This is a genomic window from Arenibaculum pallidiluteum, from assembly GCF_017355985.1.
GTDB lineage: Bacteria > Pseudomonadota > Alphaproteobacteria > Azospirillales > Azospirillaceae > Arenibaculum > Arenibaculum pallidiluteum.
On sequence record NZ_JAFIQU010000018.1, the window covers coordinates 24,697 to 49,191 of the forward strand.

General features: G+C 69.0%; 20 protein-coding genes. 13 read left to right on the forward strand and 7 right to left on the reverse strand.

Annotated elements, in window-relative coordinates; translation table 11 throughout:
* The 7 genes from JUB13_RS25320 to JUB13_RS25350 all read left to right on the forward strand — a co-directional run bounded on the left by JUB13_RS25320 (position 1) and on the right by JUB13_RS25350 (position 8,212).
* On the forward strand, positions 1–1,062 hold the full coding sequence (locus JUB13_RS25320; RefSeq protein WP_207484055.1) for a chemotaxis protein CheB: 1,062 nt from the start codon (positions 1–3) through the stop codon (positions 1,060–1,062).
* On the forward strand, positions 1,062–2,978 hold the full coding sequence (locus tag JUB13_RS25325) for a response regulator (protein WP_207484057.1): 1,917 nt from the start codon (positions 1,062–1,064) through the stop codon (positions 2,976–2,978). Before JUB13_RS25320 ends, JUB13_RS25325 begins: the two co-directional genes overlap by 1 nt.
* Positions 2,979–3,391: 413 nt before the next feature.
* Entirely contained in the window at positions 3,392–4,498 is a 1,107-nt protein-coding gene (locus JUB13_RS25330) for an ABC transporter ATP-binding protein (RefSeq protein WP_207484059.1), read from the forward strand.
* A gap of 57 nt (positions 4,499–4,555) precedes the next feature.
* A complete protein-coding gene (locus JUB13_RS25335; protein ID WP_207484061.1) occupies positions 4,556–5,704 on the forward strand; it encodes an extracellular solute-binding protein in 1,149 nt (382 codons plus the stop codon).
* A gap of 68 nt (positions 5,705–5,772) precedes the next feature.
* Entirely contained in the window at positions 5,773–6,675 is a 903-nt protein-coding gene (locus tag JUB13_RS25340) for an ABC transporter permease (protein ID WP_207484063.1), read from the forward strand.
* Positions 6,672–7,475 carry an ABC transporter permease gene (locus JUB13_RS25345; protein ID WP_207484065.1) on the forward strand — a complete coding sequence of 268 codons (804 nt, stop codon included), beginning with the start codon at positions 6,672–6,674 and terminating at the stop codon, positions 7,473–7,475. The genes JUB13_RS25340 and JUB13_RS25345 overlap by 4 nt, the downstream gene beginning before the upstream one ends.
* A gap of 2 nt (positions 7,476–7,477) precedes the next feature.
* Entirely contained in the window at positions 7,478–8,212 is a 735-nt protein-coding gene (locus tag JUB13_RS25350) for an MBL fold metallo-hydrolase (RefSeq protein WP_207484068.1), read from the forward strand.
* 24 nt (positions 8,213–8,236) lie between these two features.
* Here the strand turns inward: JUB13_RS25350 and JUB13_RS25355 are convergent, their stop codons facing one another.
* The 3 genes from JUB13_RS25355 to JUB13_RS25365 form a co-directional block, all read right to left on the reverse strand.
* Positions 8,237–8,890 (reverse strand): TetR/AcrR family transcriptional regulator, encoded by a 654-nt coding sequence (locus JUB13_RS25355; RefSeq protein ID WP_236025219.1) that lies wholly within the window; start codon positions 8,888–8,890, stop codon positions 8,237–8,239.
* 338 nt (positions 8,891–9,228) lie between these two features.
* Positions 9,229–10,683: a TrkH family potassium uptake protein gene (locus tag JUB13_RS25360; protein WP_207484072.1), complete on the reverse strand. Its 1,455-nt coding sequence runs from the start codon at positions 10,681–10,683 to the stop codon at positions 9,229–9,231.
* A 69-nt stretch (positions 10,684–10,752) separates the two neighbouring features.
* A complete protein-coding gene (locus JUB13_RS25365; RefSeq protein WP_207484074.1) occupies positions 10,753–11,580 on the reverse strand; it encodes a polyphosphate kinase 2 family protein in 828 nt (275 codons plus the stop codon).
* Between the two features lie 120 nt (positions 11,581–11,700).
* On the opposite strand from JUB13_RS25365, the gene JUB13_RS25370 reads away from it, so the two are divergent.
* The gene (locus JUB13_RS25370; protein ID WP_328703015.1) at positions 11,701–15,033 is read left to right on the forward strand and encodes a maltotransferase domain-containing protein; all 3,333 of its coding nucleotides are present in this window, start codon (positions 11,701–11,703) and stop codon (positions 15,031–15,033) included.
* An 81-nt stretch (positions 15,034–15,114) separates the two neighbouring features.
* On the opposite strand, the gene JUB13_RS25375 is transcribed toward JUB13_RS25370, so the two are convergent.
* The 3 genes from JUB13_RS25375 to JUB13_RS25385 all read right to left on the reverse strand — a co-directional run bounded on the left by JUB13_RS25375 (position 15,115) and on the right by JUB13_RS25385 (position 18,170).
* A complete protein-coding gene (locus JUB13_RS25375; RefSeq protein ID WP_207484076.1) occupies positions 15,115–16,680 on the reverse strand; it encodes a methyl-accepting chemotaxis protein in 1,566 nt (521 codons plus the stop codon).
* Positions 16,681–16,829: 149 nt separating this feature from the next.
* A complete protein-coding gene (locus JUB13_RS25380; protein WP_207484078.1) occupies positions 16,830–17,609 on the reverse strand; it encodes a substrate-binding periplasmic protein in 780 nt (259 codons plus the stop codon).
* A 249-nt stretch (positions 17,610–17,858) separates the two neighbouring features.
* Positions 17,859–18,170 (reverse strand): polyhydroxyalkanoic acid system family protein, encoded by a 312-nt coding sequence (locus JUB13_RS25385; RefSeq protein WP_207484080.1) that lies wholly within the window; start codon positions 18,168–18,170, stop codon positions 17,859–17,861.
* Positions 18,171–18,339: 169 nt separating this feature from the next.
* Between JUB13_RS25385 and JUB13_RS25390 the strand changes: the two genes are divergently transcribed.
* Positions 18,340–19,239, forward strand: a complete 900-nt coding sequence (locus JUB13_RS25390; RefSeq protein ID WP_207484082.1) for a DMT family transporter — start codon at positions 18,340–18,342, stop codon at positions 19,237–19,239.
* Between the two features lie 8 nt (positions 19,240–19,247).
* Here the strand turns inward: JUB13_RS25390 and JUB13_RS25395 are convergent, their stop codons facing one another.
* On the reverse strand, positions 19,248–19,982 hold the full coding sequence (locus JUB13_RS25395; RefSeq protein ID WP_207484084.1) for a sulfite exporter TauE/SafE family protein: 735 nt from the start codon (positions 19,980–19,982) through the stop codon (positions 19,248–19,250).
* A gap of 241 nt (positions 19,983–20,223) precedes the next feature.
* Here JUB13_RS25395 and JUB13_RS25400 point away from each other — a divergent pair, with 241 nt between their 5' ends.
* The 4 genes from JUB13_RS25400 to JUB13_RS25415 form a co-directional block, all read left to right on the forward strand.
* Positions 20,224–21,393, forward strand: coding sequence for an extracellular solute-binding protein (locus tag JUB13_RS25400; RefSeq protein ID WP_207484087.1), 1,170 nt, complete (start codon positions 20,224–20,226; stop codon positions 21,391–21,393).
* Between the two features lie 87 nt (positions 21,394–21,480).
* Positions 21,481–22,548: an ABC transporter ATP-binding protein gene (locus JUB13_RS25405; RefSeq protein WP_207484089.1), complete on the forward strand. Its 1,068-nt coding sequence runs from the start codon at positions 21,481–21,483 to the stop codon at positions 22,546–22,548.
* Positions 22,541–23,560, forward strand: a complete 1,020-nt coding sequence (locus tag JUB13_RS25410) for an ABC transporter permease (RefSeq protein ID WP_236025220.1) — start codon at positions 22,541–22,543, stop codon at positions 23,558–23,560. The genes JUB13_RS25405 and JUB13_RS25410 overlap by 8 nt, the downstream gene beginning before the upstream one ends.
* A partial coding sequence (locus JUB13_RS25415; protein WP_207484091.1) for an ABC transporter permease occupies positions 23,557–24,495 on the forward strand: 939 nt, incomplete at its 3' end. The genes JUB13_RS25410 and JUB13_RS25415, both read left to right, overlap by 4 nt.

Sequence of the window (24,495 nt, forward strand, 5' to 3'; positions counted from 1 at the left end):
ATGGCCGACAAAATCCGCGTGCTGATCGTCGAGGACTCCCCAACCGTCCGCGTGCTGCTGGAGCACATCGTGGCAGGAGACCCGCGCCTCGAGGTTGCGGGCGCCGTCGCGAGTGCCGAGGAAATGCTGGCGGCGCTGGATCGGATCGCGCCGGACGTGATCACCATGGACGTCCGACTGCCCGGCATGAACGGCCTCGACGCCACGGTCGAGGTGATGCGCCGGCGGCCCACGCCGATTATCGTGGTGGCAGCCGACATCGCGGCACCCGAACTCGGCATCGCCATGAACGCGCTGCGCGCGGGTGCCCTGGCCGTGGTCGAGAAGCCCGTCGGCATGGAGCATGCCGCCTATGGCGCCATCGCCGAGCGCCTGCGCAACCAGCTCGTGCTGATGAGCCGGGTCAGGGTCGTGCGGCAGGTGCGCAGCCGGGCCGTCGATTTCGGCTCGGCCGTGCGGCGGGCCCCCGCGGCTTGGGCACAGCCGCAGAGTTACGTGGTTCTCGGGCTCGTCGCCTCGACCGGCGGCCCCAAGGCGGTGTCCCAGGTTCTGGCCGAGCTGGGGCCGGGCTTCCCGCTGCCGATCCTCCTGGTCCAGCACATCCTGGGACCGTTCCTGCCGGGCTTCGCGGACTGGCTGCGCACGGTCACGCCCTTCCGAACTCGCATCGTGCGCGACGGCGAGATGGCGGAGCCCGGGGTCGTCCATCTGCCGCCCGCGGACCGGCACCTGATCTGGGACCGCGACCGCCTGGCGTTGTCCGATGGGCCGCCGGTGGACGGGCAGCGCCCGTCGGGCACGACCCTCCTGCGGTCGCTGGCCAGCGCAGGGCCCGGCGCCATCGGCGTGGTGCTGACGGGCATGGGCCAGGACGGCGCGCGCGGCCTGCTGGAGCTGCGGCGCGCCGGAGGCCATGCCATCGCCGAGGACGAGAGCACTGCCGTGGTCTTCGGCATGCCGGACGTCGCCGCGCGGTTGCGGGCCGTCGACGAGATGCTGCCGCTGCCGCTGATCGGGCCGCGGATCCTGGAGCTGGTCTCGGGCGAGGGGGCGGGATCGTGATGCCCCCGCTGATTCTGGTCGTAGAGGACTCGCCGACCCAGAGCCTGAAGCTTCAACTCCTGCTGGAGGCGAAGGGCTACCGCGTCGACGCCGTGCCGAGCGCCGAGCTGGCGCTGGAGCTGCTGAACCGCGGGCTGCCCGACCTCGTGCTGCTGGACTACCATCTGCCCGGTCTCCAGGGTGCCGATCTGTGCCGGCAGATCCGCCTGAACCTCGGCACCTTCGGACTGCCGGTGCTGATGCTGACGGCCGATGACACGGCGGAGGCCCAGCGCATCGCCCTGGAGGCCGGGGCGGACGACTTCCTGCCCAAGGCGGCCCGGGGCGAGCAGCTCCTGCGCCGGGTCGAGAGCCTGCTGCGCCAGTCCCGGCAGGCATCCGAGCTCGCCGCGCTGCCTCGCCCGCTGTTCCGCCGGCCGCGCGTGCTGCTGGTGGGTGCCGGGGCCGCCGCCGACGCGACCCTGAGCGAGGCGCTCCTGGAGGAGGGCTGCGAGGTGCAGCGCGCGGCGACCGGCGCCGAGGCGCTGGCCGCCCTCGACGCGGACGGATTCGACTGCGTGATCGCGGCCGTGAGGCCCGGCGACCCGGGAAGCGCCGACCTGACGCGGCGCATTGGGGAGGACCAGAATCCCGACGCCCCTGTGCTGATCACGCTGCTGGAGGACGACGCGGACGCGCCGGACGCGGGGGCCCAGGACCACGTCAGCGCCGGGGCCGAGTTCACGCTGCTGCGGGCACGCCTGCGCGCGGTCCTCAGGCGCCGCTTCCTGCAGCAGCAGCAGCGCCGGATCGCCGAGGCCGTGCGCGAGCAGGAGCTGGAGCGGCTGCGCCTGCGGGCCGAGACGGCGGCGGCGGCGGCCCGCGCCGCGCTCGCCGAGAAGCTGGAGCGCGCGAACCAGAACCTCGAGGGCGCGCTCCACCGCCTGGCCGCGCAGGCGCGCATCACGCGAACGCTGACCGACAACATCACCTCGGGCCTTTTCATGATCGACGCCGTGGGCCGGCCGACCTTCATGAACCCGGCCGCGGAGCAGATGACGGGTTACACCCTGCAGGAGATCTCCGACCGGCCCCTGTGGAGCCTCTTCACCCGGGGCGCCCTGGACGGCAGCCTGCCGGACGCCCCGGTGCGCGAACGCAGCGGCGAGTTGCGGCGGCGCGACGGCACGGTCTTTCCGGTTGCCTGGTCGCTGGCGCCCCTACCGCGCGAAGGCGACGCTGCGGGCACAGGCGCGGTGGCCGAGATCGTGGACGTCACCGAACGGAAGCGGGCGGAGCAGCTCCAGCTCATGCTCATGGCCGAGCTCAGCCACCGGGTGAAGAACACGTTGGCGACGGTGCTCAGCATCGCAAACCAGACCATGCTGCGTCATCCCGACCCGCAGGAGTTCAAGGCAGTCTTCAATGGCCGCATCCGGGCGCTGGCGGCGACCCACAACCTGCTCGCGACCACGAACTGGACCGCCGTCCCGCTGGCCCAGGTCGCAGCGGGCGAACTCGCGCCCTATGCGGATGCCGATGGCGGGCGGGTGGGCCTGACCGGCCCGGAGGTGCTGATCAGGCCCAAGGCGGCGCTGGTGCTAGGCATGGTGTTCCACGAGCTCGCTACCAATGCCGCCAAGTATGGCGCGTTCACGACGCCCGAGGGGCGCGTCGCCGTGTCGTGGCGCCGGGAGGGTCCCGCGCCGGAAAGCCGTGTGGTGATCGACTGGCGCGAGAGCGGCGGCCCGACGGTGGAGGTGCCCAGCCGCAAGGGCCTCGGCCGCACGCTGATCGAGGGCGGGATCGCATACGAGCTCGGCGGGCGGGCCCGTCTCGACTTTCGCGAGAGCGGCCTGCACTGCGTGATCGATGTGCCCTATTCCGAACTCGACCCCTCGGTCGTTCCCGAGCTGGGGCCCGAGCCCGTCATCTGAGCTTCGGCTCCGCCGGGGCGGGGGCCCGAAAACGAAAAAGGCTATGCCGCGGCATAGCCTTCCAGTCCTTGATCGGTTCTCTTTGACCACGGCGCTCCGAGGGGCTGCCGCGGTGTTGTTCGTGCGTTTCCTCCCCCGTCCGTCCCTGCGCTTTGCCGCGTCTTCTCCCCGACGTCCGGATGAACCTTGCTACCAGGATCGTGCATTCCGGGGCAATGCCACTTTCGCGCGAGCGATCGTTCCCAGGTACTAAGCCTTTTGGGATATGAGCCGTGAATCACGGCCCGCCAGTCGCATGCGCCTTGACCTCGGATCGGTTCCGATGAAATAAATATTTCATATGTAGTTCCGCGATAAAACGGCTATGCCAACAACCGCGCCGGGAAAACCGGCGTCAGGGGGAGGATCGCGCAATGGGCGGCGACAGCCTGTCTGCGCGGGCGGTCGTGGTCGAGTACGGCTCCGTGCCCGTGCTGAAAGGTGTTTCCATAGACATCGCGCCAGGCGAGTTCGTGGCGCTGCTCGGCTCGTCGGGCTGCGGTAAGACGACTCTGCTGCGCGCCGTGTCCGGGTTCGTAAAGGTGCGCTCCGGCAGCATCCATATCGCGGGGCGCGACGTCACGTCGCTGCCGCCCGAGCGGCGGGACGTGGCCATGGTCTTCCAATCCTATGCGCTGTGGCCGCACATGACCGCGGCCGAAAACCTGGCCTACGGCCTGCGGATCCGGAAGATCCCGCGCGCCGAGCGCGACCGCCGCGTCGCCGAGGTGCTGGAGATGCTCGGCCTCGGCGGGCTCGGCGACCGTCCCGTCACGCAGCTCTCGGGCGGGCAGCGCCAGCGCGTGGCCCTCGGACGGGCGCTCGCGGTCAACCCCCGCATGCTGCTCCTGGACGAGCCGCTGTCCAATCTGGACGCCCGGATCCGCGAGGTCGTCCGGCACGAGATCAAGGCGCTGCAGACGCGGCTCGGCATCACCGCCGTTCACGTCACCCACGACCGCGAGGAGGCCATGGTGATGGCCGACCGGATCGCAATCATGGAGGCGGGCGGCATCGCGCAGCTCGGCACGCCCGAGGACATCTATCTGAGGCCCCGCTCCCCCTTCGTCGCCGACTTCATGGGCGCCAGCAACGTGGTTCCGCTGACCGTCGGCGCGGCGGGGGACGGGCATATCCGGGTCGAGCCGGGCCCCGACCACGATGCGGCGGAGCTGCCGGTCAGCGCCGGGACCGGCCAGCCGGGGGTCCATCTCTGCGCGTCCGGGCCGGGTACGGTGCGGGCCCATTTCCGGAGCGAGGCCGTCTCGCTGGTGCCGTTCGGGCAGGACGGGCCGGGGGGCGTGCTGCTGCGCGGCCGGATCGCGCAGGCCTCCTATCCCGGCGGCTTCTATCGCTATGCGGTCGAGGTGGGAGCGCGGCGCTTCCTGGTGGACGACGCGCGCCGCCTTTCCGTGGGCGAGGCCGTCGGCGTCGCCGTCCCGCCCTCGGCCCTGCATCTGTACGACGCCCAACCGTCCTGAAGCGTCCGCCTGCCGCGCCCCACGCCAACAGAATGGGGCCAACAGAAAGGAAATGAGATGAGCATGAGACCCATCGCCACGCTTGCCTGCAGCCTGCTGCTCGCCACGGGCTTCGCGGGAACGGCGGGGGCGCAGACCTTGAACGTCGTCTCTGCCGGCGACCAGAACATGGTCGACTACGTAAACGACTATCTCGCCCCCCGGTTCGAGCAGATGAACCCCGGCGTCAAGGTGCGTGCGACGGGCACGGGGCCGGGCGATGCGGGCTCCCAGAAGATCTACGAGAAGCTCGACGCCCAGGCCAAGGCCGGCGCCGCGGCCTGGGACGTCGACGTCGCCGTGGTGCACCAGAAGATGGCCGGCCAGATGGCGGGGGAGAAGCTCCTGTCGCCCTATGCCCCGGGCCTGGCCTCCTACAAGCTCGCAACCCGCGACACGGCCCGGAACGCGCTCGGCGCCAATGTGGACGGCTTCGTCGTCCCGATGTTCCACAGCCAGATCGCGCTGGCCTACAACCCCGACCTGGTGAAGGCACCGCCCAGGACCTATGCCGAGCTGGTCGACTGGGCGCGTAAGAATCCGAAGGCCTTCGGCTACAACGGCGTCAAGGGCGGCATGTCCGGCGTCGGCTTCGTGACGGGCTGGGTCGGCGCCAACATCGACGACCCCGCGAAGCTCGAGAAAGGCCCCTACGATCCGGCCGTGAAGCCCGCCATCGAGAAGGCGCTGGCCGGGCTCAAGGACTTCAACAAGACCGTCACCCTGACCCCCGGCAATGCCGGGACGCTCGACATGCTGAACCGCGGCGAGATCGCCATGGGCCCGGTCTGGGTCGACATGTTCTACACCTGGCAGGCCGACGGCCGCCTGAACCCGTCCATGAAGCTGCAGCTCATCGGTCCCGGCATGCCGGGTCAGCCCATGTACTACGTGGTTCCGGCCAAGGCCGCCCAGTCGGATCTCGCCGCCCGGTTCATCGAGATGGCGACCAGCCCCGAGGTCCAGGCCGAGGGGATCGTGAAGCGCTTCAACTGGTATCCCGGGATCGACGCCCAGCACGTCCAGGCAAAGCTCGACGAGAAGACCTGGTCGCGCCTCTTCACGGACGTGAAGCCCGAGGATCTCGCGAGCAAGGGCAGGCCCTTCCCGCTGTCGGGCTACTTCAACGACATCCTGGAAGCCTACGAGCGCGTGGTCTCGAACTGACACGCGCGGACGCGGAGGCGGGGGCGCGGCTCCCGCCTTCGCTCCGGTCCCACTGGAAAGGAACCGCCATGGACGTCAGCGGTGATCTCCGCGACGCGGCACGGGACCGGCCGGCCGGCCTGCACGGCCTTGCCGACCGTATCGAGGAGCGCGTCTGGGCGGCGCTGCTCGTGCTGCCGGCGCTCGCCATGGTCGCGCTGTTCTTCCTGTATCCGCTAGGCTTCTCGCTGGTCAGCGCCTTCCAGGACAGGGCGGGCGCCTGGACCCTGGACAACTTCCGGAAGTCTTTCGAGCTCTACGGCGGCGACATGGCTTTCACGCTGATGATCGCCTGCCTGTCGTCGCTGCTCGTCGCGGTGCTGTCGATCGCGATCGGCGGATACCTGACGCTTGGCGAGAACGCCAGGGCGGTCGCCCTGCTGCGCTGGCTCTATCGCTGGCCTCTCTTCATCCCCTTCGTGGTGGCGGCGCAGATGATGCGCGGCTATCTCGCCAAGAACGGCCTGCTCAACAACGGGCTCGTCGGGCTCGGCGTGATCGAGCCGCTGCAGGCGGCGAGCCTGCTGGACTGGCGGGGCATCGTCGTCACCTTCGTGTGGAAGCAGACGCCCTTCGTGGCCCTGATGGTCGCGGGCGCCATGGCCTCGCTGGACCGCTCGACCATCGAGGCGGGCCGCAACCTCGGCGCGGGGCGCCTGCGGATCCTGGTCGAGATCGTGGTGCCGCAGGTCCGGCAGACCCTGACGGTCGGGCTGATCCTCAGCTTCGTCACCATGCTCTCGGTGCTCTCGGTGCCGATGATGATCAATCCCAATGCGCCCACGATGATCACCGTCGACATGGCCTACCGGATCAACGCCCATGGCGACTACGGCGTCGCCAACGCGCTGGGCTTCGTCTCCTACCTGATGGCGGGGACGGTCGCCTGGATCTATCTCCGGCATGGCGTCCGCCGCGGGGCGGGGCCATGAGCGCGCTGCTGTGGATCCCGCGCGGCGCGGTCTTGGGCCTCGCCGCCTTCGCGGTGTTCAGCCCGCTCGCGAACCTGGTGCTCTGGGCGGTCGCCGAGAAATGGTACTTCCCCCACACGCTGCCGCTGGAATACGGCTTCGCGTTCTGGGAACGAGTCTTCGCGCCGCGGTCCAATGCCATGGCCTCCCTTGGCACCAGCGTCACCATCGCGCTCTTCACGGTCCTTGCCTGCCTCGCCGTCTCGGTGCCCGCGGGCTACGCGCTGGCACGGCTGCGGCTGCCCTGGCGCGGCCTGATCCTGCTGGCCTTCCTGCTGCCCCAGGCCTTTCCGAGCGTGCCGGTGTACATCAATGTCGCGCGGATCTTCTACGCGGCCGGGCTGAACGGCACGATCGCCGGCGTGGTGCTCGTGCATGCCGTGCACGGGCTCGTCTTCTCTGTCTGGATCACCACGGCGGCCTTCGCAGCCGTGGACCGTTCGCTCGAGGAGGCGGCGCGCAACATCGGCGCGGGGCCCCTGCGGGCCTTCCTCACGGTCACGCTGCCGCTGGCCGCGCCCGGCGTGCTGGCCAGCGCCATCTTCGTCTTCCTGGAATCCCTGGACGAGTTCACGGGGACCTACTTCGTGGGCGTGCCGGACGTGACGACGCTGCCGCTGCTGATGTTCAACGCCGCCATGGGCGGCAACTACCAGATCGCCTCCATCACCGCCCTGATCCTGCTGGTTCCGTCGGTCGGGTTCATGCTGGTGATCGAGCGTTTCCTGAAGGCCGACGTGCTGGCGAAGGTGGGGCACTGAGCATGGAGATCCTGGTCCTGGGCGTCGGCGAGGCGGCCGATCCCGAATTCCCGAACGCCTCCGTGGCCGTGGAGCTGGATGGCTACCGCGTGATGATCGACTGCGGCCATTCCGTCCCGCCGCAGCTCTGGCGCATGTTGGCCGACCCGGACGCCGTGGATGCGCTGGTCTTCACGCACCACCATCCCGACCACTGCTTCGGCCTGGTTCCCGCCCTGATCCGGTGGACGGACGACCGACGCACGAAGCCGCTGGAGATCGTCACCACCGGCGAGGGCTGGCAGCAGCTCCGCCTGATGCTCTCGGCTGGCGGGATCGATCCGGAAGGGGGGCTGCCCTTCGCGCTGCGCCCGCGCGACAGCCGCGAGGTCCGGCAGATCGGCCCCTTCGCGGTGCGCTTCGCCGAGACCCAGCACGCGATCACGAACCATGCGGTGCGCCTGGAGGCCGGCGGCCGCGCCTTCGCCTACAGCGGCGATGGCCGCCCGACACCCGAGGCGCTGGACCTCTATCGCGGCTGCGACCTGCTGTTCCACGAGTGCTACGTCGCGGAGGAGGATCCGGAGATGGCGTTCCATTGCGACGCGGGCTCGGTGAGGCGCCTGGCCGCCGCGACCGGGGCGGCGGCTGTGCGGCTCTACCATCTGCGCCAGGACCAGCGCGCCGCGGTCGGGCGTGCCATCGACGGGGAGCCGCGGATCGCGCTGGCCGTGCCGGGCGAGCGGATCCGCCTGTAAGGCGCCGGCCGGGCGGCCGGCGCCTCAGGGCTGCGGTCTGAGGCCGCCCGCGAGGACCCGCGCCTGGGCCCTTAGGATCTCGTCCGTGCGCCGTGGGCACCCGTCGAAGACCACGCGGTCGAGGAATCCGAGCCCGAAGCCCAGCGTCGCGATGCCCTGCGCGATCGCGCACAGGTCCAGGTCGGCCGCGATGGCGCCGCGCGCCCTGAAGGTCTCCAGCCGCTCCTGCAGGCGCGCGGCGCGGCAGCCCTCGGCCGCCTCGGCCATGCGGCGCGCCACCTCGGGATCCACCAGGGCGCGGTCCATCACCACCTTGGCCAGCTCGCGGCGCTCCCAGCACCGGCCGACCTCGTGGGAGAGCATGGCCTCGATCTCGGCCTCCAGCGTCTCGGCCAGCGGCGGCAGCGATGCCGCATCGGCCTCTTCCTCCCGGCCGTAGCTTTCGACCAGCGCCTCCAGCAGACCGGCCTTGCCGCCGAAATAGCGCTGGATCAACTGCTCGTTCAGGCCGGCGCGGCCAGCGACCTCGCGGGTCGTCGCGGCGTCGAAGCCGCGTTCCGCGAAGACCGACCGTGCGGCATCCAGCAGGGCGCGCTTGGTCGCCTCCTTGTCGCGCCGCCGCGGGCCGCCGCAGTCCGCGGCGTGGTCGGCATGCGCGCTACATTCCCCTTCGTTCATTCCCATCCTCGTCCGGCCGCCGCATCGCACGGCTGCCACGCCGCGTCCAGCGGCTGATAGCCCATATTGGTATGTATGCGCATACTTGACAAGCGGTCGTGCGGCGTGATGTATTCAATCACATACATACAGCGGAGCCGCCGGGCGGTGGACCGCTGGAAGTTGCCAGGAGCCTCGAAGCCTCGAACACGACATCAACACCAGGAGAGATCATATGGCCTGCCCGCAGCCGAGTTTGGACGACCTGCTTCACGATCCGCTGATCCGGATGGTGATGACGCGCGACGGAGTGGAGCCCGATTCCCTGCGGGAGCTCCTGCAGAAGGTGAAGCTCGGGATCACGCCCGCCAGAAGCCTGGGCTTAGAAGCACGAGCATTGTGAAGAACTCGAGCCGGCCCAGCAGCATGGCCAGCGATAGCAGCCACTTCGCCCCGTCCGGCAACGTCGAGAAGTTGCCGGCGGGGCCGATGATGGCGCCCAGGCCCGGGCCGACATTGGCATAGGCGGTGGCGGAGCCGGACACGGCCGTCACCAGGTCCAGACCGTAGGCCGTCAGGCCGAGCGCCGTTAGAAGCAGCAGCGCGCCGAACACGAAGCCGAAGCTCATCACCGAGATCATCACCTCGGCGTTCACGGGCTTGTCCTGATAGGTCAGCGGGATCACGCGGTTGGGGCTGAACTGCCGCTGGATCTGGGCGCGCAGCACCATGAACAAGATCTCGAACCGGAAGATCTTGATCCCGCCGGCAGTCGATCCGGTGCAGCCCCCCACGACGGTCAGGATCAGGAAGGCGCCCGACGACAGCGGGCCCCAGAGCGTGTAGTCGATGCTCGCGAACCCGGTGGTGGTCACGACGGACACCACGTTGAAGGCCGCATGGCGCAGCGCGGCCTCGCCGGTCAGGGTGCCCGTCAGGGAGAGCCAGACTGCCAGCCCCAGCGTGACAACCGTCAGGAAGATCAGGTACCAGCGGATCTGGCTGTCGCGGTGGATCGCCCCGTAGTCGCCCTTGGCGAAGCTGATCAGGCGGACCAGCGGCATGCCTCCGACCACCATGGCCAGCACCACGATCCAGTGCAGCCAGGGCTCGTTGAAATGCCCCATCGACGCGTCGTAGTTGGAGAAGCCGCCGGTCGAGATCGCCGCCATGGTGTGGCAGATCGCGTCGAACACGCTCATGCCCCCCAGCGCGAGAAGGGCGCTGAAGAAAACCGTCAGGACGATGTAGGTCCATCCGATGGCGGCCGCGATGTCGCCCGCGCGCGGTAGAACCTTGTCCGACCGGTCCGAGGATTCCGAGCGGAAGAGCTGCATGCCGCCGACCCTCAGGAAGGGAAGGATCGCGATGCCCATGCCGATGATCCCGATCCCGCCCAGCCACTGGGTCAGGGCGCGCCACAGCAGGAGCCCGGGCGGCAGCGAATCGAGGCCGGTGATCACCGTCGAGCCGGTGGTGGTGAGCCCCGAGACGCTTTCGAAGAAGGCGTCGGCGACCGAGAGGTTCGCCATGCCGAAGGCGAAAGGCAGCGCCGCGAAGACGCTGACCAGGATCCAGGCGAGGCTGGTCAGCAGGAACAGCTGGCGCGTGTTGAAGGCTCGTCCCGGGGTCCAGTTGGTCAGAACCAGGACCACGGCGAAGAACAGGGTGAGCATGGCCGAGGTGCCGAATACGACCCAGTCGCCGTGTCCGGCGGCGATGTCCACCACCATGGGGGCGAGCATCGATATCGCCAGAACGGCGAGGATCCATCCGGCGACGTAAAGGACCGGGCGCGTGTCGAGAGCCAGCATTTCTCGGAGGGGTCAGACCGTGCGGCAATGCAACACGAACCCGCACGCCTGTAAAGCGTGCCGGGACGCTCACCCGTCGTAGGGAATCCGAATCCCCAGCAGCTCGGCCGCGGCCGCCTGGAGCCCCGGATCTACCGGTGGCGGCATGATCGTCACCCCCTCCGACAGGGCTTCGGTCACGATCTCGAGGCAGCGGACCCGGGCATGCCACTTGCTGTCGGCCGGGATGGCGTGCCAGGGCGCGATAGTGGTTGCGGTGCGGTCGAACATGTCCTCGGCCGCTTGCACGTAGTCGTCCCATTTGGCGCGGTTGCGCAGGTCCTCCTCGGTGAGCTTCCAGCGCTTGTACGGGTTCGTCAGGCGCTCGCGGAAGCGTTCGAGCTGCTCCTCAGGCGTGATGTGCAGGAACAGCTTCACGATGCGTGCCCCGTCGTCGATCAGGAGTCGCTCGAACTCGTTGATCTCGTCGTAGGCCCGCTTCCATTCCGCGGGCTTGGCGAACCCCTCGACCCGCTCGACGAGCACCCGGCCGTACCAGGACCGGTCGAAGACCGCGAAGGTGCCGGGCTCTGGAAGGCGCTGCCAGAAGCGCCAGAGATAGTGGCGTCCCTGCTCGGCCGCGCTGGGGGCCGCGATCGGCCAGACATGGAAGCCGCGCGGGTCCAGCAGCTCGGTCATGCGGCGGATTGCGCCGCCCTTGCCGCCGGCATCCCACCCCTCGAACACGATCACGGCCCGGCGCTTCTCGTGCCAATAGGTCTGCTGGATCCGCATCAGCAGAGTCTGCAGCTTCTTCAGGCGTGCCTCGTAGGCCGACTTGTTCTCGAAGGCCGCGGCGGAAGGAAGCTTGTCCAGGCGGATTTTCGTCTTCGCAGGTTTGATCTCGGTGCGTGCCATGGGTGCTCCGGGTGGGAACTCGGGGTCGGGCGCCCCGGTTGAGCCAGCGGCGGGACGGGAATCAGTTCGTCCCATGATCCCCCGAGCCGCGACGATATCAACCGTGACGAGGCCCAGGACGTGACCGCCGGACCCCGCATCTACAACCTGTTTCCCCTGCTGGCCGGCTCCATTGATCGCTGGCCCGCGCACCTGCCACGCGTCGCGGGCATGAATTTCGACTGGCTCTACCTGAACCCGGTGCACGAGCCCGGCTTCTCGGGGAGCCTGTACGCGATCAAGGACCACTGGAAGCTGAACCCGCTGATCCAGGGCGACTCGACCGAGCCGGCCGACGCCCTGATCCGCCGTTTCTGCGACCAGGCGCGCGAGCATGGGCTGAAGGTGATGTTCGACCTGGTGGTCGGCCAGACCTCCAAGGACTCGGTGGTGACCGGCTGGCATCCCGGCTGGTACCGGCGCGACGCCAACGGGGAGCTGGTAAGTCCCCGGGCGCCTGGGAACGGCGGCGACGGCGGCACGGTCTGGGGTGACTTGGCCGCCTTCGCCTGGGACGATCCATCGGCGCGGCCGGGGCTGCTGCGATACTTCACGGACTATGTCTGGCACCATGTCGGGCTTGGCGTGAAGGGCTTCCGGTGCGACGCTGCCTATCAGATCCCGGCGGAGGTCTGGCGGACGCTGATCGACGCCGCGCGGGAGCGCGACCCCGAGGTCAGGTTCTTCGCCGAGACGCTGGGCTGCACGCCCGAGCAGGTCGAGGCGCTGTGCGACGCGGGCTTCGACTATCTCTTCAACAGCGCCAAGTGGTGGGACTTCCGCGCCGACTGGCTGCTCGACCAGTACGAGCGCTACCGGCGGATCGCGCCGACCATCGCCTTTCCGGAGAGCCACGACACCGAGCGCCTGGCGGCCGAGCTCGGCAGCCAGGACCGCCGGCGCCTGGAGACCCACCTGAAGTCGCGCTACCTGTTCTCGGCCAGCTTCTCGACCGGCGTTATGATGCCGGTCGGCTACGAGTACGGGTTCACGCGGCCGCTGGACGTGGTGCGGACCCGGCCCGAGGACTGGGAGGAGCCGAAGGTCGACCTGACCGGCTTCGTCGCCGAGGTGAACGCCATGAAGGCCTCGGTTCCGGTGCTCAACGCCGAAGGGCCCCAGCGCCGCGTCAGCGCCCCCCAGGCGCCGGTGGTCGGCCTTTGCCGCTGGGGCGGCGACGGCGAGGATGCGGCGCTGATCCTGATCAATCCCGACGAGCGCGGCGCCCATGCGGTGGAGCCGGGGCCCCTGCTGGCGGCCACCGGCGGCGTCTTCGACGGGTTCAGGGACGTCACGCCCGAGGCCGAGGCGCGCCCGCTCGAGCCCGGCACGCCGCTGGAGCTCGCGCCGCTGGAGCTGCGGGTCTTCCGCGGATCGCGGGCCGAGGGGCAGGCCGTCGTCGAGGTACGCAGCGATGCCTACCGCGAGGCCGACCGCGCGCTGCTCGAAAGGCTGGCCGGCAGCCGGGTCGCCATCGAGTCCGTCCAGCCCGAGCTCGACGGCGGGCGATTTGCCGTGAAGCGCGAGGTCGGCGACGTGGTCGAGGTCGTGGCCGATGTCTTCGCCGACGGCCACGAGAAGATCAACGCCTGCATCAAGGTCCGCTTCGCCGGGGCCGAGGGCGAGCTGGAATACCCCATGGCCTTCGTCGACAACGACCGATGGGCGGGGCAGTTTCCGCTGACGCGCAACGGGCGGTGGTCCTTCCGGGTCGAGGCCTGGCGCGACCTGTTCGAGCACTGGCGCGCCGATTTCATCAAGAAGCGCGATGCGGGCCAGAACATCGGCCTGGAGCTGATCGAAGGACGGGCCCTGGTCGAGAAATCGGTCCAGTGCTCCAGGGAGCCCGGCGCGCGGGAGGTCCTGGGACGCCATCTCGAGGCAGTCAAGGCGGCCGGCGACGACGAGCAGTCGCTGCAGCATGCGCTGCTGGACGACCGGCTCCACGAGGACATGCGCCGTCTGGGCGAGCGCGTGAACCTGACGGCCTACAAGGAGCTCGAGGTCTTCGCCGACCGCACGGCCGCCCGCTTCGCGGCGTGGTACGAGCTGTTCCCGCGCTCCATGAGCGACGATCCGAACAGGCACGGCACCTTCGACGACGTGATCGCCAAGCTGCCCTATGTGCGCTCCATGGGCTTCGACGTCCTATACTTCACGCCGATCCATCCCATCGGGCGCACCTTCCGCAAGGGCCGGAACAACACGCTCGAGGCTGGGCCCGACGATGTCGGCAGCCCCTATGCGATCGGCTCGGAGGAGGGCGGGCACACGGGCGTGCATCCGCAGCTCGGGACCATCGAGGACTTCGACCGGCTGGTCGCCGCGGCCCGGGACCAGGGCCTGGAGATCGCGCTGGACTTCGCGATCCAGTGCTCGCCCGACCATCCCTGGATCAAGGAGCATCCGGACTGGTTCGACTGGCGCCCGGATGGCAGCATCAAATACGCCGAGAACCCGCCCAAGAAGTACCAGGACATCGTGAACGTCCATTTCTACCGGCACGCCCTGCCGGAGATCTGGTACGCGCTGCGCGACGTCGTGCTGTTCTGGGTCGAGCACGGGGTAAAGATCTTCCGCGTCGACAATCCCCACACGAAGCCGCTGCCCTTCTGGGAGTGGCTGATCCGCTCGGTGCAGGACGCCCATCCGGACGTCATCTTCCTGGCCGAGGCCTTCACCCGTCCGAAGCTGATGAAGCGTCTCGCCAAGCTGGGCTTCACCCAGAGCTACAGTTATTTCACCTGGCGCAACCACAAGGCCGAGCTGATCGAGTACTTCACCGAGCTGACGCAGCAGGAACCGCGCGAGTACATGCGGGCGAACCTGTTCCCCAACACGCCGGACATCCTGCCGCCGGTGCTACAGACCGGCGGTAGGGCGGCCTTCATGATGCGCGCGGTGATGGCGACGACCCTGAGCTCGGTCTACGGCATGTACAGCGGCTTCGAGCTCTGCGAGGGCCGGCCCCTGCCGGGCAAGGAGGAATACCTCGACAGCGAGAAGTTCGAGCTGAAGGCCTGGGATTGGGACAGGCCCGGCAATATCCGCGGCTATATCGCCCGGCTGAACGCGATCCGGCGGGCCAATCCGGCGCTGCAGGAATACGACAACCTGCGCTTCTACAACGCCTGGGACGACAATATCCTCTACTACGGGAAGATGACGGCCTCGAAGGACAACTTCGTGCTCGTTGCAGTCAATCTCGATCCCCACAACCCGCACGGGGCCCATTTCGAGGTTCCGCTGTGGGAGTTCGGGCTGCCCGACCACGCCCGCGTGGACGTGGAGGACCTGTTCACCGGCGCCCGCTTCTCCTGGTACGGCAAGGTCCAGCAGATGTGGCTGGATCCCCGCCAGAACCCCGCAGCGATCTGGCGGATCGCGCTGCCGGGCCTGGCCCAGCGCTTCTGAGCGCCAGGCGGGCCGCCCCGGCCGCGGGGCGGCCCGCCTATTCTCAAGGTGGGTCCTCGGGGCGGGCCCTCGGGCAGCCGGTCAGGCAGCCCGGACGCTGCGCAGGAAGGCCGAGACCTCCTCGTTGAGCGTGGTCGCCTGCATCGAGAGCTTGCGTGACGTCTCCAGGACCGCCCAGGCGGCCTTGCCGCTCTCGCCGGCCGCCTCGTTCACGCCCGCGATGTTCGCAGCAACCTCCTGGGTGCCGCCAGCCGCCTGCTGGACGTTGCGGCTGATCTCCTTGGTCGCGGCGCCCTGCTCCTCGACGGCCGAGGCGATGGTGGTGGCGATCTCGTTCACGCGCTCGATCACGCCGGCAACGCCATGGATCTCGGTCACAGCCTCGCGCGTCACCGACTGGACGGCCGCGACCTGGGCCGCAATTTCCTCGGTCGCCTTGGCCGTCTGGTTCGCCAGGGCCTTGACCTCGCTGGCCACCACCGCGAAGCCCTTGCCGGCCTCGCCGGCCCGTGCCGCCTCGATCGTCGCGTTCAGGGCGAGCAGGTTGGTCTGGCCGGCAATGGAGTTGATCAGCTCGACCACGGCGCCGATCTTCTGCACCGTGTCCGCGAGGCTCGCCACCTTGTCGTTCGCCTTGTGCGCGAGCCCGACCGCCTCGCCTGCGATGCGGCTGGAATCCAGGACCTGCCGGCTGATCTCGTCGATCGAACCCGACAGCTCCTCCGACGCGGCGGCGACGGTCTGGACATTGGCCGAGGTCTGCTCGGTCGCGGCGGCCACGGTGCCGGCGAGTTTGTTGGTGCGATCGGCCGCCCGCGTCATCTCCTGGGCCTGGAGCTCCATGTCGGAGGTCTCCGCCATCACCGTGTCCATCAGGCTGCCGACCGCCTGCTCGAACCCGTCGGCGAGGGCCACCATGGCAAGGCGTTTCTCCTCCTCCGTGCGCCTGGCGGCTGCCTCGTGCTCGGCCTCGAGGCGCTGCTTGGCCGCGGCGTTGTCCTTGAAGACCTGGACGGCTCGCGCCATGGCGCCGACCTCGTCGGTCCGTTCCAGTGCGGGGATCTCGGTGCCGAGCTCGCCGCCGCTCAGCCGGATCATGGCAGCGGTCATCCGCGAGATCGGGCGGATCACGCTCCTGAGCACGAGATAGAGGAAGCTCGCCACCATCGCGAGGACGACGCCGCCAGCGCAGAGCGTCCACAGCGCCTCGGTTCGCGCCGCCGCCTCGGACCGGGCAGAGGAGACCCACAGCTCGATGGCGCCGATCCGTTTCGCCGTGCCCTGCTCGGAATGGGTGATATCGCGCTTAGCCGAGAGGCCCGGGCCCGGGGTCTCGCTTCCGCCGCGCGCGAAGACGGTCCCATCCTCCCCGGTGATCAACACCGACAGGAAGTCGGGGTCCGCCGCCAGGGCCCGCAGCGTTCCCTCGGCCAGGTCGGGGCTCAGGTTCCACAAGGCTTCCTGAAGGCTTTCCGAAGCGATGGCAACAGTCAGCCGCGCCTTTTCCTCGAGCGCCTGGCGCGCCCTCGTCATGTTCGCCTCGGCGATCAGGAGGGTGAGGCCGGCCGCGATCAGCGCCAGCATGATCACCAGCGGCGCCAGTGCCCGGCGCATGAGGTTGGCGGCGAAGTATCTGAGGATTGGCATTCCGGGAGGTCCTTCGGGCGGGGCTTTGCCGGCGCGATCGGGTGTGAGTTTGGGCAGGCATGTCCCCGGGGGACGATTCCGCCGGGGAGCGGAGCGCTGGGTGCGGCTCGAGGTCCTCGGCGGAACCCCGGGCCGCTCCCAGCCCATGGTTACTCCACGTACTTCGCCGCCAGCTCGGCGCCCTTCGCGGTGCGGTTCCTGGCCAGGGATGCCCAGAACTTCTTCACGAGCTCGGGGTCGCTCGCCATGCGCTGGTGGCTGAAGATCACGAAATAGCTCTTCGTCACGATGGGTGGGGTCACCTTCTCGAGGGTTGCCAGCTCCGGCTTCTTCAGGAGCTCGTCGGCGGTGACCTCCTGGGCGGCGACGGCATCGATCCGGCCGGCCTTGAGCATCGTCAGGTCCTGGGTGGTCGAGGCGCTCTCGTTGACGGAGACCTCCATCTTCTTGAGGTCGCCGACGATGGAGTACCCGGCAGGAGCGTTGACGGCGCCCTTGAGGCCGGAGAAGGCCTTGCCATCCCAGCTCACCGGCGAGCCCTTCGCCCGGTAGAGCGAGTAGGAGGTGGTGCCGATCCTGAGGTCGTCGTCGGGCTCATCGCCCTTCATGGGATAGACGCCGAGCTCCAGCCGGTCCTTGCTGAAGGAGCCGCTGAAGACCGCGTCGACCTCGCCCTTCTTGAGGCTGTCGAGCGCGCGCTTCCAGGGCAGGCGGACGAGTTGGAGGTCGGCGCCGATGTCGGCCGCGGCCATCTTGACCAGCTCGACATGCATGCCGGGCTTGTTCGCGTCGATGTCCGTCGAGTTTCCGAGATAGTTCGGGAACTGCTGCTTGTCTTCGTAGGCGATGACGAGCTTGGGTGCGGCGCTCGCTGCAACGCTTCCAAGGGCTAGTAGGCTTGCGAATGCCGCAAGAATAACTTTGTTCATGATTGTTGGACTGCCCAGGTTTTATAGTTTCTGGTTCGGACGTGACTCCGCGGTGCGGGTTCATCTTGTCCGAAAACCCACGCCTGCCAAGTTGTGACGGATTTGTTTCTAATATATTAAAATTTTATGTTCTGGGTGGGCGTGGGGTGGATTGGCGGCCCGCCGAACCGCACGCGCGGGCCGTCGCCGGTCCTCGTCACAGCGGCTCCGGCAGCCGCCCAGGAGCGCCGGGTCGGGATCGGCCTGGGTTCAGCCCTTGGTGAGCATGAGGCTGCCCTGCTTCTGGATGCGGTCTGTCACCTTTCCGGCGAGCCGCGCCAGGATCCAGGGAAGATCGACCTCGACCCGGACGGACTGGTCAAGCACCTCCATCCGCCCCGTCACGGCCTGGCCCAGGAGCCGGACCGTAAAGTCGAGCCGGTCCCCGGTCCAGCGGTCCTCGACCTGGGCGCCGAGACCGGCGAGCTGGCCACGTACCTGGCCCAGGCCGTCCTCGATCTTGGTCCTGGCGTCCTGGCGGGTCAGCTGGTGCGGCACATCGACGACGACGGGCTTGCGCATGACGGCTCCTCGAAGGCTCCCCTGGAGCGATCCCTGCAGGATCCAACAGGCTTGCGGGCCGGCTGCTCCCGAAGGCACGCGGATCGGCGGCCCGGTCGGACCCCGGCCGCATCCTTGCAGGGGCCTCGCCCGGGACGGTAGAACCCCTGCACCCCTCCCGAAAGCCACAATGCCCGACACCCGATCGCCCCGCTGGGCCTATCCCCTGCTGATCGTCTCGCCGGTGATGATGGTCAGCAACATGCTGGCTGCCCGCTGGGTCGCGGGCGAGATCCCTGCCGTCGCCATGGCCTTCTGGCGCTGGGCCATCACCCTGCTCGTCCTGCTGCCTTTCGTGCTGCCGCGCCTGCATGCGCATCGCCGGGCGCTGCGCCGGGAATGGCGGCCGCTCATGGCGTTGGGGGCGCTGGGGATGGGGCTGTGCGGCGCTCCGGTCTATCTCGGCGCCCAGACGATCACTGCGACGAATATCGGGCTGATCTACGCTGCGTCGCCGGTGCTGATCCTCGTCCTGGCGCGGATCTTCTGGGGCGAGCCCGTGGCCGGCCGGCAGGCCGCCGGCATCGCGCTCTGCCTACTCGGCGTGCTGGCGATCCTGGCCAAGGGCGATCCCATGGCCCTGGCGGCCCTGTCCTTCGTCGAGGGTGACCTATGGATCATCATGTCCATGCTCGCCTGGGCGCTCTATTCGGTCCTGCTGCGCTACAGCCGCAGCGATCTGCCGCTGCTGGTCCGCTTCGAGGGCATGGTCGCCGCGGGCGTCGCCTGCACCTTGCCCTTCTATCTCGCCGAGATCGCCTTGGGCCAGACGACCGGAACCGACTTGCGCACCATCGGTGTCCTGCTGTTCCTGGCTCTGGTGCCGGGGATCGGCGCGTTCCTGGCCTACAACAGGCTGGTGGCCGTGCTCGGTCCGGCGCGCACCGGCCTGACCCTGTATCTCGGCCCGCTCTACAATGCGGGGCTCGCCTGGATGCTGCTGGACGAGGCGCCGCAGCTTCACCACCTGCTGGGAGCGGCGCTGATCCTGCCTGGCATCTTCCTGGCGACCGTCAGGCCGCGCGCCTGATCCCTTGATCAGGAGGTGGACAGCGTCCGCAGCAGGTTCAGGACCGCCGCGGCGACCAGGAAGGCGGCGACGGCCCGCCGCCAATGCGCGGGATCGATCCGCGCGAACAGCGCGCCGCCCGCGAGCGTGCCGAGGCCGGCGAGCGGCAGAAGCCAGAGCGCGCTGACCAGCGCCTCTGCGGGAAAGCTGCCGTCGAGAAGCCGAACGCCGATGCTCATGCTGTCGGTCATGCCAAAGAAGACGCTGACCGTGGCGCGGATCGCCGCCGGCGCCGCCCCCGAGGCCAGCAGCCAGACGACCGCCAGCGGCCCGCCCACGGCGAAGGCCGCGATCAGGGCACCGACCAGCGCGCCGATGGCCACGGCCCAGCCGCGGGTGTCCAGTCCGGCCGTCTCGACCCGCAGCAGCGTCACCGCGGCCGAGGCCAGGACCGCGAGGTTCAGCCCGACCGCGACCGCGTCGCCAGGCAAGCCCGAGACCAGCGCATAGCCGCCGAGCACGCCGAGCACGCCGCCCGCCATCAGCGGGACCGCGCGGCGCCGGTCCAGCGCGCCGAACCCGCCTTCACGCAGGATCAGCGCCGACAGCACGATCTCGATCAGCAGCACCACCGGCGTCACCTGCGCAACCGGCATCACCAGCGACAGGCCGATGGCGGCCAGGAGGGCGAAGCCGAAGCCGGTTGCCCCGCGCACCAGCCCCGCCGCGAAGACGACCGCGCCCGCAAAGAGCGAAGAGAGCATGCGATATCCCTTTCGGGGCGGCGGGCCTGCAAGCGGCGTTCCGCCCGTCCGGGCCGGATCGGACAGAGGCCACGTCCAGCGCCCGGATTCGCGGCAAGCCCAGAATCTGGACAGTTCATCCCCGACATGCCGAAAGCGTGGGCGGCTGGCTTCGGCCGGAATCGCGGTGACGGGCAGGATTCAGCTCTGGTCCGCTTTCTGCATACGGCGGGAACTCATGGCGACAACACGAGGGCCGACCATGAGCGACGAGCGTAGGACGAACGAGACCCGTGAGACCTTGCTGGCGGCGAAGGAATTCACGCGCCGCACACTCCTGAAGGCGACCGCCGTCGCGGGCACGGCCGCAGCCATCGGGCCTTGGTACGTACGCGACGCCCTGTCCTCCTCGGGCCAGCTCAACCTCCTGAACTGGAGCGACGAGCTTCCGGAGCCCGTGATCCCCGACTTCGTCGCCAAGACCGGCATCAAGGTCAACACGACGCCCTTCTCGCAGAACGAGGAGCAGATCAACAAGCTGCAGGCGACCGGCGGCGAGGGCTTCGACCTGTGCGCGCCCACCCGCGACCGCGCCCCGCAGTTCCAGGAACTCGGCCTGCTGGCGCCGTTCGACACGAAGAAGCTGAAGCTCGATCTCCTGCTGCCCTCCATGCTGGAGGCCTCGACCAGCGTCTGGACCTGGGAGGGCGGCCTCTACCACGTGCCGCACACCTGGGGTTCGGAGGCGATCTCCTTCCGCACCGACCTGACCAAGCTCGACTACGCGACGCTGAGCTACGGGACGCTGTGGGACGAGCAGTACATGGGCAAGGTCCAGGGCCGGCCGCATTCGCTGCTGCTGGGGATCGGCCTCTGGCTCGACGCGACCGGCAAGCTTCCGTCCAACCGGATGATGGACGCCTTCAAGAACGAAGAGGCCATGGTGAAGATCTACGATCAGATCCTGAAGGTCGCGATCGAGAAGAAGAAGTGGATCAAGCAGTTCTGGGATTCCGCCGACAACACCAAGTCCGGCCTGATGGAGAACGGCGTGGTGATCGGCATGACCTGGGACGGCCCCGCGCTGAGCCTGAAGAAGGAAGGAAAGCCCGTGTCCTACATGGCCCCGCAGGAGGGCGCCATTGCCTGGCTTGACGGCTGGTCCATGACCAAGGCCGCCAAGAACCTCGACCAGATCTACGAGTGGCTGAACTACGTCCACTCGCCCGAGGTCTCGGCCAGGATCGCGGACGGCTCCGGCTACAACCCGGTCTCGAAAGGCGCCGACGCCTTCCTCTCGGCGACGGCGAAGAAGAATTTCCAAGAGTCCTTCCCCGGCGACGCCGTCAACAAGCTGTGGAACCGGCCGCCGGAACCCTCCTGGTTCGCCGAGCTGCGCACCCAGTACGCCGAGAAGTTCAAGGCGGCGTAGCGGCGTGCCGCGCGGGCGCCCCTTGGTGGGCGCCCGCCGCTCCGCCGCGGCCGCGGCGATGTTCCCGAGATCAGGACAGGGTTCCCCATGACCTCCGCCGTCGAACTCGACCACGTCACCGTCCGCTTCGGAGCCTTCACGGCCGTCCAGGACGCAACGCTGTCCATCGAGGCCGGGGAGTTCTTCAGCTTCCTCGGTCCGTCGGGATGCGGGAAGACCACGCTGCTCCGCACGATCTCGGGCTTCATAGAGCCGAGCGAGGGGCAGGTCCGGATCGGCGGGACCGACATGCGGGGTCTCGGCCCCAACCGGCGGCCGACGGCACTGATCTTCCAGAACCTCGCGCTCTTCCCGATGATGAGCGTCGCCGAGAACATCGCCTATGGGCTGCGGGTGCGCGGCGTCTCCAGATCCGCGCGGCGGGAAGTCGCCGAGCGGCTGCTCGATCTGATCGCGCTGCCGGGCCACGCGGACAAGCGCGTCGACGAGCTGTCGGGCGGGCAGAAGCAGCGCGTCGCCATCGCCCGGGCGCTCGCGGTCGAGCCCAAGGTGCTGCTTCTGGACGAGCCGCTCTCGGCCCTCGACCTCAAGCTCCGCCAGCACATGCGCAACGAGCTGAGGGCGATCCAGCGCCGCGTCGGCATCACCTTCATCTACATCACCCACGACCAGGGCGAGGCGCTGGCGATGTCGGACCGCATCGCGGTGATGAACCGGGGCGTGATCGAGCAGGTCGCCGACGGGCGCACCCTGTACGAGGCGCCCCGGACGGCCTTCGTCGCGTCCTTCGTCGGCGAGAACAACGCCTTCGTAGGCACCGTCGCCGAGGCCGACCGGGACAGGGCGCTGGTGACCACGGCGGCCGGGCCGCTCAGCGGCCGCAACCTGCGCAACCTGATGCGGACATCCGAGGCCGTCCTGTTCGTGCGCCCCGAGGCCGTCGTGCTGGGCGAGGGACCGCTGACCGGCCGGGCGACAGAGGTCGCCTACGAAGGGATCCTGACCCACGCCACGTTCGAGCTCGACGGCGGCGGGCGGATGACGGCGACGATCCCGCGGGGCGCGCCGGTGCCCAAGCCCGGCGCCGCGGTGCGGCTCGGCTACGATCCCGCCGACGCGCTGGTCCTTCCCCGCGAAGGCTTCGCCCATGCATAGCTCGGTGGGCCACTGGCTGATCCTGGCGCTGCCGGTCGCGGTCGTCCTCTTCTATGCCGCCATGGCCCTGCTGGACCGGCGGCGCGCCCCGGGGGCACGCCCGGTTTCCTTCGTGCAGCGCAACGGCATCGCGGTCTCGACCTATCTGGTGGTCGCGGTCGGCGTCTGGACGGTGCTGCTGATCGTGCTGCCGCAGCTTTATATGATCGACCTGTCCTTCCGCCCGCGGTTGCCGCCGACCCAGATGGGCGGCCCGAACGACGTCTACACGCTCGAGAACTACCGCTTCTTCCTGTACGGCTCGACCCGCTCCACCGCGGCCTGGAACACGATCCACCTGAAGGCCTTTGCGTTGACCATCCTGGCCTCGGTGGCGATCACATTCCTGAACCTGCTGCTCTGCTATCCCATCGCCTTCTACATGGCGAAGGCGGCATCGACGACGCGCATGCGGCTGCTGATGCTGATGCTGATCGCGCCGTACTGGGTGAACGAGATCCTCAGGGCGTTTGCGATCCGCGTGCTGCTGGCCTCGTCCGGGGTGGTCAACCAGGCGCTGATGGGGCTCGGTTTGGTCTCGGAGCCCGTCGATTTCCTGGGCCTCGACCTCGGCCTCTATGCCGGGCTGTCCTACGCCTACCTGCTGATGATGGTGTTCCCGCTCTACAACGCCATCGAAAGCCTGGACCGCAACCAGATCGAGGCCGCGCGCGACCTCGGCGGCCCGTGGTGGCACATCCACCTCTTCGTCGTGGTGCCGCATGCCAAGCCCGGGATCGCCTCGGGCTGCACGCTTGTCTTCATGCTGACGGCGGGTGCGCTGGCGGCGCCGCAGATCCTGGGCGGGCCGCGAACGCTGTGGTTCACGCCCATCGTCTACGACCGCTTCTACCAAGCCTTCAACTGGCCCCAGGGGGCGGCCTACGCCTTCCTGCTGCTGGTGGCCTGCATCGTCTTCGTGCTCGCGACCATGCGGGTCTGCCGCCTGAGCCTCGGGGAGATCACGCGATGACGTCCCAGGCGGTCAATCGATGGCTGGTGCGGTTCTACATCCTGGTCTTCCTCCTCTATCTCTTCGGCCCGTTGGCCGTGATGGGCGTCACGGCCTTCAACAGCGCCAGCTATCCCTCGGTCGTGCCGTTCGAGGGCTTCACGCTGAACTGGTTCGCAACCCTGCTGCGCGACCAGGAGGTGATGCTGGGCCTGCGCACGAGCCTCTGGGTCGGGCTGCTGGTGGTGCTGGTCTCTGTACCCATCGGCCTGGCTGGCGCGATCGTGCTGACGCAGGTCTACGCACGGGCCCGCGGCTTCTACTATCTCGTGGTGGTGTCGCCGGTGCTCACCCCCGGGGTCATCATCGGCATCTCGACGGTGGTGTTCTGGCGCGACGTGACAGGGGCCACCGGGCTGCGCTTCCTGTACGACGGCATCGTGATGACCGTGCTCGCCCAGGCGAGCTTCATCTCGGCCTACTGCATGCTGATCCTGCTGGCCCGCCTGCAGCGCTTCGACCGCGCGCAGGAGGAGGCGGCGCTGGACCTCGGCGCCAGCCACGCGCAGGTGTTCCGCCACGTCCTGCTGCCGTTCCTGCGCCCGGCGATCTTCTCGGCCGCCGTGCTGGCCTTCCTATCCTCCTTCGAGAACTACAACACGACGACCTTCGCGATCCTGGCCGAGAAGACGCTGACGACCGTCCTCGCCGGCCGAGTGCGGCAGGGCACGACGCCCGCCATCAGCGCCCTCGCGGTCCTGATCGTGGCTGTCACCGTCCTGGGCGCCGTCGCCTACGAGATCCTGAAGCGGCGGGAGGAGGCGCGGGCCCGGCGCCGGCGCGAAGCCGCCGAGGCCGTGGACGCGCAATCGGCCTCCGCGCTGGTCACGCCCGCCGACGCGCCGGTGCCGGCCCGTCCGGCGCAGCCCAATGCGCAGCCCGCGGCAGAAGCCCAG

What these genes read in the sequence shown, in the direction of transcription:
- JUB13_RS25400 (WP_207484087.1), top strand. Translation starts at nt 20,224, where the DNA reads ATGAGCGACGAGCGTAGGACGAACGAGACCCGTGAGACCTTGCTGGCG.
- JUB13_RS25320 (WP_207484055.1), top strand. Translation starts at nt 1, where the DNA reads ATGGCCGACAAAATCCGCGTGCTGATCGTCGAGGACTCCCCAACCGTC.
- JUB13_RS25365 (WP_207484074.1), bottom strand. Translation starts at nt 11,580, where the DNA reads ATGGCACGCACCGAGATCAAACCTGCGAAGACGAAAATCCGCCTGGAC.
- JUB13_RS25335 (WP_207484061.1), top strand. Translation starts at nt 4,556, where the DNA reads ATGAGCATGAGACCCATCGCCACGCTTGCCTGCAGCCTGCTGCTCGCC.
- JUB13_RS25360 (WP_207484072.1), bottom strand. Translation starts at nt 10,683, where the DNA reads ATGCTGGCTCTCGACACGCGCCCGGTCCTTTACGTCGCCGGATGGATC.
- JUB13_RS25390 (WP_207484082.1), top strand. Translation starts at nt 18,340, where the DNA reads ATGCCCGACACCCGATCGCCCCGCTGGGCCTATCCCCTGCTGATCGTC.
- JUB13_RS25330 (WP_207484059.1), top strand. Translation starts at nt 3,392, where the DNA reads ATGGGCGGCGACAGCCTGTCTGCGCGGGCGGTCGTGGTCGAGTACGGC.
- JUB13_RS25350 (WP_207484068.1), top strand. Translation starts at nt 7,478, where the DNA reads ATGGAGATCCTGGTCCTGGGCGTCGGCGAGGCGGCCGATCCCGAATTC.
- JUB13_RS25355 (WP_236025219.1), bottom strand. Translation starts at nt 8,890, where the DNA reads ATGAACGAAGGGGAATGTAGCGCGCATGCCGACCACGCCGCGGACTGC.
- JUB13_RS25380 (WP_207484078.1), bottom strand. Translation starts at nt 17,609, where the DNA reads ATGAACAAAGTTATTCTTGCGGCATTCGCAAGCCTACTAGCCCTTGGA.
- JUB13_RS25375 (WP_207484076.1), bottom strand. Translation starts at nt 16,680, where the DNA reads ATGCCAATCCTCAGATACTTCGCCGCCAACCTCATGCGCCGGGCACTG.
- JUB13_RS25405 (WP_207484089.1), top strand. Translation starts at nt 21,481, where the DNA reads ATGACCTCCGCCGTCGAACTCGACCACGTCACCGTCCGCTTCGGAGCC.
- JUB13_RS25345 (WP_207484065.1), top strand. Translation starts at nt 6,672, where the DNA reads ATGAGCGCGCTGCTGTGGATCCCGCGCGGCGCGGTCTTGGGCCTCGCC.
- JUB13_RS25340 (WP_207484063.1), top strand. Translation starts at nt 5,773, where the DNA reads ATGGACGTCAGCGGTGATCTCCGCGACGCGGCACGGGACCGGCCGGCC.
- JUB13_RS25395 (WP_207484084.1), bottom strand. Translation starts at nt 19,982, where the DNA reads ATGCTCTCTTCGCTCTTTGCGGGCGCGGTCGTCTTCGCGGCGGGGCTG.
- JUB13_RS25325 (WP_207484057.1), top strand. Translation starts at nt 1,062, where the DNA reads ATGCCCCCGCTGATTCTGGTCGTAGAGGACTCGCCGACCCAGAGCCTG.
- JUB13_RS25385 (WP_207484080.1), bottom strand. Translation starts at nt 18,170, where the DNA reads ATGCGCAAGCCCGTCGTCGTCGATGTGCCGCACCAGCTGACCCGCCAG.
- JUB13_RS25410 (WP_236025220.1), top strand. Translation starts at nt 22,541, where the DNA reads ATGCATAGCTCGGTGGGCCACTGGCTGATCCTGGCGCTGCCGGTCGCG.